We start from the raw sequence: 9,152 nt of genomic DNA, 5'->3' as shown, positions 1-9,152 counted from the left end.
CTGTTGCTCAAGGGCCTGGACGAGCAGGGCTTCACCTTCTTCACCAACTACGACAGCGCCAAGGGCCAGCATCTGGCGGCCAACCCGTTTGCCGCCATGACCTTCTTCTGGCCAACCCTGGAGCGCCAGGTGCGCATCGAAGGGCGGGTGGTCAAGGTCACGGCGCAAGAGTCCGACGCGTATTATCAGGTGCGTCCTCTGGGCAGCCGCCTCGGCGCCTGGGCCTCGCCGCAGAGCCGAGTCATCAACGGTCGTGGCGAACTGGAAGATTTGCTCAAGGCCACCGAGCAACGCTTCAGCGACAGCCAGCCGCACTGCCCGGAACATTGGGGTGGTTACCGCTTGTTGCCCGAGCGCATCGAGTTCTGGCAGGGCCGTCCGAGCCGCCTGCACGATCGCCTCAACTACCGCCTCCAGGGCACCGAGTGGATTCTGGAACGACTGGCACCCTGAGCAGTCTACCGAGCGAGATAAACGCGGATGGCGCAGGATCGCTGATTTGACGCTACCTTGAGTGGACGCTTGCGGGCATCTGTACCAGGCCTGAATGGAAGCCAATTTAATCCGGATGGTGTCGTGACAGGCGCCAGGCCACGGGGTTTAATGAACACATGTTCTTTTGGAGTTGATGCTATGCGTAAGTCTGTTCTGCTGGTTGCTTCTTTTTCGACGATGGCGATGTTGCTGACCGGCTGCCAATCGAGCCTCACCGGCGACTCCTACTCCCGTGACGAAGCGCGTCGTGTGCAGACGATTCGCATGGGCACCATCGAATCCCTGCGCCCGGTAAAAATCGAAGGCACCAAGACCCCGATCGGCGGCGCAGCAGGCGCAGTGGTCGGCGGCGTCGGCGGTAGCGCCATCGGCGGCGGCAAGGGCAGCATTGTGGCTGCGGTCATCGGCGCAGTGGCCGGCGGCCTGCTTGGCTCGGCCACCGAAGAAGGCCTGACCCGCACCCAAGGCGTGGAAATCACTGTCCGCGAAGACGACGGCAGCATGCGCGCCTATGTGCAGCAGGTTCAGGAGAATGAAGTATTCCGCGTTGGCGAGCGGGTACGGATCTCCACCGTTGGCGGAACCAGCCGCGTTTCGCACTAAGCGGGAAGCTGGGTAAAAGAAAACCCCGATCAGGTGGCTGGTCGGGGTTTTTCTTTGCTTGTGAATTGTTCATTCAGTATGTGGCGCAGGTGCCCATGAAGTATTCGAGGCCCCTGTATTACCTAAGTCATTGGTCTTCAGTGGATAGATATAGGTCAAGGTGTCGAGGCAGTTTTACGACGCATGCTTGTTCAATATCAGTGATCTGTTGCTCCGTCAGCTTGTAATCGTAAAGAGGGTCTTCTTTCGTACTCCAACCCATAATGACTTTCAAATTGGATGTGGGGATGGAGAGCGCTTGCTCAAATACAGCAGAGTCGTCACCTTTTACTACGCCCATGATTCGATGCTTCACGGTTCTATCCTTCTTGTAGGATCTGCTGGTTTCGTTTGTTCGCCTGTTTCATGGTTGTATTCCCCGAGATGCCTTCCACGCTTTGTATATTTCTCAATGGCGCCATGTCGGAAATCCCATTCATAAATTATTCCCTCTCTATCTTTCCAGCGTGGCCGTAATCCTCCGCCACCCTTTATTGGTGTTTTTGGGGTAGCCCATCGAGCATCCGGATATGCAGGCAAATTTTTGGGTTTTTGATGGTAATTTCCCTGCGAAATACTGGCCACTATATAGAGCGGCCTCATGCCTGCTCCCGCAGGGAAGACCAAAATAAAATCCCGATACTCCGGCGGATAAACCGGATTCACCAGTATCCCGTCCGCCGCCTTCGTCGGTGGATACACCCAGATATGCGGTGCCTGCGGTGCGGCCTCCAGTGCTGGAATGCCGAGAATGTCCGAGCCATCCACCGCCGGGGTCCAGAGCAGTTCGACGCCTTCATCCAGATCGGCAACGAACCGGTCGCCGCGCGCAATGAACTGCACGACATCGACCATTTCCCAATCGCGGTTCTTACCGGTGTAGAAACCGTAACCCTTGAGGCTGCCATCGGCCTGTTGCTCGACGCGCAGGCGCACGCGGGTTCGGGCTTGTTTGAGTGTGTTCAGTTGCTCGTCGGTATAGAGCGCGCTGTCGCCCAAGCTTGACGGCATCAGCAGCGCAACCAGCCCCAGCAAGGGCGCAGCCACCGCACTGGAGACGAGCGCAGGCAGCGCTTCAATAGCCGAGCCTGCCAAGGCCAGACTGCCGAACCCGACCGGGATGGCGTTGGCGCTGATTTTCTTAAGAGGAATGCCGCCGCTTTCGTCGACTTCGCGCGCGCCGAGCAGAATCAGCTCGCCGTAATCCTTCAGGCTGTCGGTCGGCACCATGCCGGAAGGATTGCTGTAATCGATAATCGCATCCGGCAGCTTGCAGGACTTGGCGAATACACAGCCGGCACGCACGGCTTCAGGTTTGTTCGCAGCCACTTCACGGCTGCGCTCGAACGCCTCCTGCCGCGCCAGCATCGCGTCGTAAGCGTTTTGCCCGGCTTCGCGCTCGGCCAGTTCTACGGCCGTCATATACCGCCAGGTAACGTGATGTCCGTCGCCCTGCGGTGGGTTTTGCACCCGGGGAATGTCCTTGTTCCGCGCCACTGATCGTCCCTTCGTTCACCATCGACAGCCCCTGAGAAGGGGCCGCACGACGTTATCGAAGCGGGGAAAGTGTGGCTGTAGGACGGGTCGCTAATGACGTGGGGATTGTTCGATAAGAGTGGAGGCAACGTGTTGAAGTGAGGACGATTGCCTCACATTGATCGCTTGAAGTCGGTTTGGCCTGAAGCGGAAAGCCTCAATCAAATGTCGATTGGGGGCACTTTTTGATGTGCAAACGGGTGCCACTTCTAAGCTTGCCGATGGCACCGACCGAGCGCAAAACGACGGATGTCTCTTTAGTCACTTCGAGTAATAGACCATCTCTAACCACGAGTAGCGCTGCGCCATTTGCGAGCGCAATGCGATAGGCATGGCTGAAGGCCCTAGAGGCGAGGGCTGGTATTCGCGACTCCTGCGCAGCAATTTGATCGTCTGTCATGATGCGTTTTGGTGAATTGCGCGACATGAAATACTCCCAACGCTGCGCTGAGTAGATGATCGACGTCCACAATAATCAGCACACTTGCAAGGTTAAGCTCCAAGCCCCTCGTCTGCTGAAGGGCTGTGCCATTCGCCGGAAATAATCTCAGGAAGTTTGTATCGTGCCCCTGCGACTCGCCGCCGCCGTCACCGCATAACCAATCACCGCCGCGAGAATCGAGCCGGTGAGGATGCCCATGCGATCCATGCCGGCGTAATCACTCACGCCCGGTTCGAAGGCCAGCGAGCCGACGAACAGGCTCATGGTGAAGCCGATGCCGCAGAGGATTGCCACGCCGAGGACCTGGCCCCAGTTGGCGCCTTGGGGCAGGGCGGCGATGCCGATCTTGACCGCCAGCCAGGTCAGGCCGAACACGCCGACGGTCTTGCCCAGCAGCAGGCCGATGGCGATGCCCATCGGTACGTCGTGGGTGAAGCTTTCGACGGTGACGCCGCTCAGTGACAGGCCGGCGTTGGCGAAGGCGAACAGCGGCAGGATGCCGTAGGCGACCCAGGGGTGCAGCGCGTGTTCGAGGGTCAGCAGCGGCGACGATTCAGCGTTTTTCGTGCGCAGGGGAATGCAGAAAGCCAGGGTCACGCCGGCCAGTGTCGCGTGGACACCGCTCTTGAGCACGCAGACCCAGAGGATCAGGCCGATGATCATGTACGGCCCGAGCTTGACCACGCCGAGCCGGTTCATCGCCACCAGCGCGGCAATGCACGCAGCCGCCAGGCCAAGGGACAGGGTCGAGAGTTCGCCGGAATAGAAGATTGCGATGATGACGATGGCGCCGAGGTCATCGATGATCGCCAGGGTCATCAGGAACAGTTTCAGCGACACCGGCACGCGTTTGCCGAGCAGGGCCAGTACGCCGAGAGCGAAGGCGATGTCGGTGGCGGTCGGAATGGCCCAGCCACTCAGGGCCGCGGGGTTGTCGCGATTGAGGAACCAGTAGATCAGCGCCGGCACCAGCATGCCGCCGATCGCCGCTGCGCCGGGCAGGACGATTTGCGAAGGCTTGGACAATTGGCCGTCGAGCACTTCGCGTTTCACTTCCAGGCCGATCAGCAGGAAGAACATCGCCATCAGGCCGTCGTTGATCCACAGCAGCAGAGGTTTGGCGATTTTCAACGCGCCGATCTGCGCCACCACAGGGGTGTCGAGCAGGCCGGTGTACAGCCACGACAGCGGTGAGTTGTTGATGATCAGCGCGAGAACGGCTGCGGCGATCAATAGCAGACCGCTGGCGGCTTCCAACTGAAAGAAACGCGTGAAAGTGCTACGCAGAGGCAAGGTCGCTCTCCATCGAATCAAGAAAAAGGTGAAACACCCTAACCCGTACCGTTAGTTGTTAAAACAAAAGTTATATTCTTTTTTGTTATATGTCGTTACAGGCTGTCTGGTACGGGCAGCACTGAGCCTAGCAGTTGCCTGACACATTGAGACTCAGCTGTATCTTTGCCGCCTGCGGGATTTTTCCTAAGCTTGCAGCAGACCTTTTTCAGAAGACCGATCTTCTGGCTGATTCAACGAGAACCGAAACCATGAGCGACAACCGACAGTGGGCCCGTGAAGCCATCCGCATCATCGAGGCGGACTTCCAGCGCAGCGCCGACACCCACTTGATCCCTTTGCCGCTGCCCGGTTTTGCCGGCATCGAGTTGTATTTCAAGGACGAATCCAGCCACCCGACCGGCAGCCTCAAGCACCGCCTGGCCCGCTCGCTGTTCCTTTACGCGCTGTGTAACGGCTGGCTGAAACCCGGCGCGCCAGTGATCGAAGCGTCCAGCGGCTCGACGGCGATTTCCGAAGCGTATTTCGCGCGCATGCTCGGTTTGCCGTTTATCGCGGTGATGCCGGCGACCACTTCAAAAGAGAAGATTGCCCAGATTGCCTTCTACGGCGGCCAGAGCCATCTGGTGCAGGATCCGACGCAGATCTACGCCGAATCCGAGCGCCTGGCCCGCGAGCATGGCGGTCACTTCATCGATCAGTTCACTTACGCTGAACGCGCCACCGACTGGCGAGCGAACAACAACATCGCCGAGTCGATCTTCCAGCAGATGCGCTACGAAAAACACCCTGAGCCGACCTGGCTGATTTCCAGCCCCGGCACCGGCGGCACCACCGCGACCCTCGGCCGCTACGTGCGCTATCGCCAGCACTGCACCCGCGTGTTGTGTGCCGATGCCGAGCGTTCGGTGTTCTTCGATTTTTACCAGACCGGAGATGCCAGCCTGCGCCTAGACTGCGGCTCGCGGATAGAAGGCATTGGCCGGCCTCGGGTGGAAGCGTCGTTCCTGCCCAAGGTGATCGATGCGATGGTCAAGGTGCCGGACGCCCTGTCCCTGGCGGCCATGCATTATCTGGCGCAGCGTTTGGGGCGGCATGTCGGCGGGTCGAGCGGGACCAATCTGATCGGTGCGCTGATGGCAGCGCAGCAGATGAAAGCGGCGGGGCAGTCGGGGTCGATCGTGGCGATCCTGTGCGATGGCGGCGAGCGTTATGCCGACACTTATTACGACCAGGAATGGTTGAAAGCGCAGGGTTACGAACTGGGTAAGTTGATTGCAGCAGTGGCGGCGAGTGCCGAGCGCGGAGAGGCGCTGCCGACCTCGGTGCTGCGCGCCAACATCTGAAGAAACGCAAAAACCAATGTGGGAGCGAGCCTGCTCGCGAAGGCGTCATCTCATTCAACATCATCATTGACTGAAATAGCGACTTCGCGAGCAGGCTCGCTCCCACAGGGTTTGTGTTGTGTCAGCTTATGCGGATCAGGCGTCGAGGCCGAGAATATCGCGAGCCACTGCCTCGGCAATGCGAATCCCGTCGACACCCGCCGAGAGAATCCCGCCGGCATAGCCCGCGCCTTCACCGGCCGGGAACAGGCCTTTGACGTTCATGCTCTGCAGCGACTCGTTGCGGGTGATGCGCAGCGGCGATGAAGTGCGGGTCTCGATTCCGGTCAGCACAGCGTCGTGCAGGGAATAACCGCGAATCTGCTTCTCGAATGCCGGCAAGGCTTCACGGATCGCCTCAATGGCAAAGTCCGGCAGCGCCAGCGCCAGATCGCCCAGCGCCACGCCCGGCTTGTACGACGGCTCGACTTCGCCCAGCTCGGTCGACGGCTTGCCGTTGATGAAGTCGCCAACCATTTGCGCCGGGGCCTTGTAGTCGCTGCCGCCAAGGATGAACGCGTGGGATTCCAGGCGCTCCTGCAACTCGATACCGGCGAGCGGGCCGCCCGGATAATCGACTTCCGGGGTGATGCCGACGACGATGCCGGAGTTGGCATTACGCTCGTTACGCGAGTACTGGCTCATGCCATTGGTGACCACGCGATTCGGTTCCGACGTCGCCGCGACCACAGTGCCGCCCGGGCACATGCAGAAGCTGTAGACCGAACGCCCGTTCTTGGCGTGGTGCACCAGTTTGTAATCGGCAGCGCCGAGTTTCGGGTGGCCGGCATATTTGCCCAGGCGCGCGCGGTCGATCAGCGATTGCGGGTGCTCGATGCGGAAGCCCACCGAGAATGGCTTGGCTTCCATGAACACGCCACGGCTGTGGAGCATGCGGAAGGTGTCGCGGGCACTGTGACCGAGGGCCAGAACCACATGCTTCGAATGCAGGGTTTCGCCGCTGGCCAGTTGTACGCCGACCAGTTGGCCGTCTTCGATCAGCACGTCGCTGACGCGCTCCTGGAAGCGCACTTCACCGCCCAGTTCGCGGATCTGCTCGCGCATGTTTTCGACCATACCGGTCAGGCGGAATGTACCGATATGCGGCTTGCTGACGTAGAGGATTTCTTCCGGCGCGCCGGCCTTGACGAACTCGTGCAGGACTTTGCGGCCGAGGAATTTCGGGTCTTTGATCTGGCTGTACAGCTTGCCGTCGGAGAACGTGCCCGCGCCGCCTTCGCCAAACTGTACGTTGGACTCGGGATTGAGCACGCTTTTGCGCCATAGGCCCCAGGTGTCCTTGGTGCGCTGACGGACTTCGGTGCCGCGTTCGAGAATGATCGGTTTGAAGCCCATCTGCGCCAGCAGCAGGCCGGCGAAGATGCCGCACGGGCCGAAACCGACGACGATCGGCCGCTGGCCGAGATCGCTCGGTGCCTGGCCGACGAATTTGTAGCTGACATCCGGCGCCACGTTGACGTTACGGTCGTCGGCGAACTTGCCCAACACTCTGGCCTCGTCGCGTACGTTGAGGTCGATGGTGTAGATGAAGCACAGTTCGGAGGACTTTTTACGCGCGTCATAGCTGCGCTTGAACAAGGTGAAATCGAGCAGATCATCGCTGGCGATGCCCAGGCGTTGCACGATGGCGGTGCGCAGGTCTTCTTCGGGATGGTCGATTGGCAGCTTGAGTTCAGTGATTCGTAACATGGCGGGGATCCGGATTCGCGGGGCGCACAACTGCGCCAGGGCGTTTGAAGGCGGCGATTATAAGCCGCCGCGAGCGGATCCGTGGGGGAAAAACGATCAGTCGTTACGCGCGCCGCCGAAATAGCCGCAGCCGCGCTGCACCTGACCGTCGATACGCAACTCGGCGCTCATGTGCTGCACGCTGCCGGTGCTGCTGTCGACGCAGCGCTGTGGCGCGACCCACAATTCGATGCGCTGGTTGTTGGCTTCGCTGCTGAGATTGAAGCGGCCGTCGCCCAATTGCTCTTCCACATACGGCACGGCCAGCGGCGGCTGGCCGTCGCGCTCGATGACCATGCCTTTGCCGCTGACCTTGACGTTCCACTCCGGGCCATGGCCGGCAGCGCGCAGGATCAGCAGTTTGAAATTCGGATCGTCGCAGGCCGTGCCCGAGCGCTCGACGCGATACAACTGGCCGAGGTCTAGACGATCGCCGGAAACCTTGCCGCGCACATCGGCAAACAGCTTGCCCTGCTCGTCGGCGAGGGTGGCGGCTTCTTGCAGGACGCTGGTGCCGCCGATGTCGTTGACCACCAGTTGCCGCTGCTCCTGGCACGGCTGGAACACCAGTTTGCCGTCGGCGGCGGTCAGTTGCCCCTGCATCCGCGTCTGCCCGGCATGGGACACACTTTCACGCTGGCCGTCGAACAACTGGCAGGCGGCAAACAACGGCAGCAGGGCAACGAGGACGATCGAACGGGCAACACGCATCTTTGGTTCTCCAGACAAGTGTCGCCACGTTACGCAGCCTGACCGTTCATCACAAGGGCATTAACCGACGTGAAACGTCTGACCGGTTTGCAGGCCTTCGACACTTTTCGCGTAGGCCAATGCCACTTCCGCTGCAGGAACCGACTTGAAGCCACGGAAGTAGGGCGCGTATTTGCCCAGGGCTTCGGTCAGTACGGTCGGGCTCACCGAATTCACCCGCAAACCACGCGGCAGTTCGATGGCGGCGGCGCGGACGAAGCTGTCGAGGGCGCCGTTGACCAGCGCTGCGGAGGCGCCGCTACGAATCGGGTCGTGGCTGAGTACGCCAGTGGTGAAGGTGAACGAGGCGCCGTCATTGGCGTACTCGCGGCCGATCAGCAGCAGGTTGACCTGGCCCATCAGCTTGTCTTTCAGGCCGAGGGCGAAGCTGTCCTCAGTCATCTCGTCCAGCGCTGCAAAAGTCACGTTGCCCGCCGCGCAGATCAGCGCATCGAACTTGCCGGTCTGTTCGAACAGCTTGCGGATCGACGCGCTGTCGCTGATATCCACTTGCAAGTCACCGCTGTTGCGACCGATACGAATGACCTCGTGGCGTTGCGACAACTCTTTGTCCACCGCCGAACCGATGGTGCCGCCTGCGCCTATCAACAGGATTTTCATCGAGCTGTACCTCATGTGTGTGAATGAGGTTTCAGTCTAGAGTGGTTTTTTCTGCGGATAAGCGCACTAATAGGCAACCTTTGGTTTTCAAATGGAAACAATCCATGAGCGAAATGGATGACCTTGCCGCGTTTGCCGTGCTGATCGAAGCCGGCAGTTTTACCCTGGCCGCGCAGCAGTTGGGCTGCAGCAAGGGCCAACTCTCCAAGCGCATTAGCCAGCTTGAAGCGCAATTCAGT

At 60.1% G+C, this 9,152-nt stretch carries 11 protein-coding genes; 4 read left to right on the top strand and 7 right to left on the bottom strand.

Translation table 11 applies throughout. From position 1 onward, the window contains the following. Nucleotides 1–453 (top strand): pyridoxamine 5'-phosphate oxidase (gene pdxH / locus OQK_RS04810; protein WP_038860564.1); only part of this gene is annotated, 453 nt, incomplete at its 5' end. Nucleotides 454–633: 180 nt separating this feature from the next. Continuing rightward, a complete protein-coding gene (locus OQK_RS04805; protein WP_016771369.1) occupies nt 634–1,098 on the top strand; it encodes a glycine zipper 2TM domain-containing protein in 465 nt (154 codons plus the stop codon). Nucleotides 1,099–1,225: 127 nt separating this feature from the next. On the opposite strand, the gene OQK_RS04800 is transcribed toward OQK_RS04805, so the two are convergent. The 4 genes from OQK_RS04800 to nhaA all read right to left on the bottom strand — a co-directional run bounded on the left by OQK_RS04800 (nt 1,226) and on the right by nhaA (nt 4,408). Beyond that, nucleotides 1,226–1,453, bottom strand: a complete 228-nt coding sequence (locus OQK_RS04800) for a hypothetical protein (RefSeq protein WP_016771368.1) — start codon at nt 1,451–1,453, stop codon at nt 1,226–1,228. Further along, complete coding sequence (locus OQK_RS04795; RefSeq protein WP_016771367.1) at nt 1,450–2,634, bottom strand: colicin E3/pyocin S6 family cytotoxin; 1,185 nt, start codon at nt 2,632–2,634, stop codon at nt 1,450–1,452. Before OQK_RS04795 ends, OQK_RS04800 begins: the two co-directional genes overlap by 4 nt. Nucleotides 2,635–2,830: 196 nt before the next feature. Beyond that, nucleotides 2,831–3,100 (bottom strand): hypothetical protein, encoded by a 270-nt coding sequence (locus tag OQK_RS29065; RefSeq protein WP_081489828.1) that lies wholly within the window; start codon nt 3,098–3,100, stop codon nt 2,831–2,833. 120 nt (nt 3,101–3,220) lie between these two features. Next, nucleotides 3,221–4,408 carry a Na+/H+ antiporter NhaA gene (nhaA, locus tag OQK_RS04790; protein WP_016771366.1) on the bottom strand — a complete coding sequence of 396 codons (1,188 nt, stop codon included), beginning with the start codon at nt 4,406–4,408 and terminating at the stop codon, nt 3,221–3,223. A 251-nt stretch (nt 4,409–4,659) separates the two neighbouring features. On the opposite strand from nhaA, the gene OQK_RS04785 reads away from it, so the two are divergent. After that, nucleotides 4,660–5,754, top strand: a complete 1,095-nt coding sequence (locus OQK_RS04785; RefSeq protein ID WP_016771365.1) for a PLP-dependent cysteine synthase family protein — start codon at nt 4,660–4,662, stop codon at nt 5,752–5,754. 135 nt (nt 5,755–5,889) lie between these two features. Here the strand turns inward: OQK_RS04785 and OQK_RS04780 are convergent, their stop codons facing one another. From OQK_RS04780 to OQK_RS04770, 3 genes are all read right to left on the bottom strand, one after another. Next, nucleotides 5,890–7,503 carry an NAD(P)/FAD-dependent oxidoreductase gene (locus OQK_RS04780; RefSeq protein WP_016771364.1) on the bottom strand — a complete coding sequence of 538 codons (1,614 nt, stop codon included), beginning with the start codon at nt 7,501–7,503 and terminating at the stop codon, nt 5,890–5,892. Nucleotides 7,504–7,599: 96 nt separating this feature from the next. After that, a complete protein-coding gene (locus tag OQK_RS04775; RefSeq protein WP_016771363.1) occupies nt 7,600–8,253 on the bottom strand; it encodes a COG3650 family protein in 654 nt (217 codons plus the stop codon). A 60-nt stretch (nt 8,254–8,313) separates the two neighbouring features. Next, nucleotides 8,314–8,913 carry a short chain dehydrogenase gene (locus OQK_RS04770; RefSeq protein ID WP_016771362.1) on the bottom strand — a complete coding sequence of 200 codons (600 nt, stop codon included), beginning with the start codon at nt 8,911–8,913 and terminating at the stop codon, nt 8,314–8,316. Nucleotides 8,914–9,017: 104 nt separating this feature from the next. Between OQK_RS04770 and OQK_RS29860 the strand changes: the two genes are divergently transcribed. Beyond that, nucleotides 9,018–9,152: helix-turn-helix domain-containing protein (locus OQK_RS29860; RefSeq protein WP_157221895.1), on the top strand; the 135-nt coding region annotated here is incomplete at its 3' end.

This window comes from Pseudomonas sp. R62, from assembly GCF_000257605.1.
In the GTDB taxonomy this organism is placed as follows: Bacteria; Pseudomonadota; Gammaproteobacteria; order Pseudomonadales; family Pseudomonadaceae; genus Aquipseudomonas; species Aquipseudomonas atacamensis.
The sequence above is the reverse complement of the archived record's forward strand: the minus strand, read 5'-3'. Positions and strand labels throughout refer to the sequence as shown.

Bases quoted from the DNA above. Each gene is read 5' to 3' on its own strand.
- OQK_RS29065 (WP_081489828.1), bottom strand. From the start codon at position 3,100: ATGTCGCGCAATTCACCAAAACGCATCATGACAGACGATCAAATTGCT.
- OQK_RS04770 (WP_016771362.1), bottom strand. From the start codon at position 8,913: ATGAAAATCCTGTTGATAGGCGCAGGCGGCACCATCGGTTCGGCGGTG.
- OQK_RS04805 (WP_016771369.1), top strand. From the start codon at position 634: ATGCGTAAGTCTGTTCTGCTGGTTGCTTCTTTTTCGACGATGGCGATG.
- OQK_RS04775 (WP_016771363.1), bottom strand. From the start codon at position 8,253: ATGCGTGTTGCCCGTTCGATCGTCCTCGTTGCCCTGCTGCCGTTGTTT.
- OQK_RS04780 (WP_016771364.1), bottom strand. From the start codon at position 7,503: ATGTTACGAATCACTGAACTCAAGCTGCCAATCGACCATCCCGAAGAA.
- OQK_RS04785 (WP_016771365.1), top strand. From the start codon at position 4,660: ATGAGCGACAACCGACAGTGGGCCCGTGAAGCCATCCGCATCATCGAG.